The following is a 1,029-nucleotide window of genomic DNA, read 5'->3' on the forward strand; positions in this document are numbered from 1 at the left end:
CGGGCGGCGCGCAGCGCATCGCCGCCCTGGATCATCAGCAGCGCCATCTCGCGGTTCTCGATCCCGAAGTCGCGCAGCAGCGTGGTGGTCTGGCCCGCGTCGAGCCCGAGGGCCTGCACCCGGTCGGCGATCAGCGCCAGCCGCTCGTCGGCATCGAGACCGGAGAGGTCGGACGCCGCGAGGCCGAGCCGCTCGAGGGCGCGGGCGGCATTGCCGGAGATCCCGATCGAGGCGATCTCGCGGTTCATGTTCTGGACGTCGTTCGCCAGCCCCTCCACCGAGACACCGGATTCGCTCGCCGCGAGCTCCAGCGCCCGGAAGGACGCGATCGAACTGTCGAGCCGCCGGGCCGCCTTGGCCGCCCGGTCGATCTCCTGCGCGCCCTGCAGGGCGGCGGCGGAGATCGCTGCCCCGAGCGCCGAGGCGGCCGCCGCCACGGCGAGGAGCTGCGTGCGGGTGCGCGCCAGCCCCTCCTTCAGCGGCTTGTCATCGGCGCCGAGGATGACGCGCAGGCGGGCGATCACGGAATCGGCCATCAGGTCTGTCCCTTCCGGGCCCGCCAGGCGGCGAGCGAGAGTTTTGGCAGCCGCGCGGAGAGCGCGTCGAGCCGCAGGCGCAGGTCGGCGACATCGACCGGCCGGCCGGCGGCGAGCAGGGCATCGAGGGACGGCAGCTTCCGGGTGCGCACCAGGGCGGCGGTCATCCAGGCGAGCTGCAGCCGCTCCTGCTGCGCCGCCCGGGCCCGCGCCCGCGCGCCCCGCATCTGCGCGAGGTAGAGCCGCGGCGTGAGGCGCCAGAACGCCTCCGGCACGAAGCCCGCCGCGACATGGTCACCGAACATCGCGAGGATGCTCAGCGGCTGCCGCCCCCCGGGGCGTTTCCCGGGGCGGGCCCGGATGCAGGCATGGACGCGGTGCCCTCCTCGGCCACATCCTCGGCCCCGATCATCGCGGCGCCCATGGCGCGGCCCAGGGCCTCGCCGTGGCTGCCGAGCAGGTCGCCCGCGTCCTGCAGGCTGGTCTCCGGGTG

The 1,029-nt window shown here is 75.1% G+C and carries 1 protein-coding gene and 1 pseudogene; both read right to left on the reverse strand.

The window, feature by feature from the left end:
• Positions 1-536, reverse strand: a pseudogene (locus D3P35_RS25860) (hypothetical protein); the annotation flags it as partial.
• The gene (locus tag D3P35_RS25865; RefSeq protein ID WP_118138788.1) at positions 536-841 is read right to left on the reverse strand and encodes a hypothetical protein; all 306 of its coding nucleotides are present in this window, start codon (positions 839-841) and stop codon (positions 536-538) included. The gene D3P35_RS25865 and the pseudogene D3P35_RS25860, both read right to left, overlap by 1 nt.
• Positions 842-1,029 lie beyond the last annotated feature (188 nt).

The organism is Oceanicella sp. SM1341 (assembly GCF_003448965.1).
Taxonomy (GTDB): Bacteria; Pseudomonadota; Alphaproteobacteria; order Rhodobacterales; family Rhodobacteraceae; genus Paroceanicella.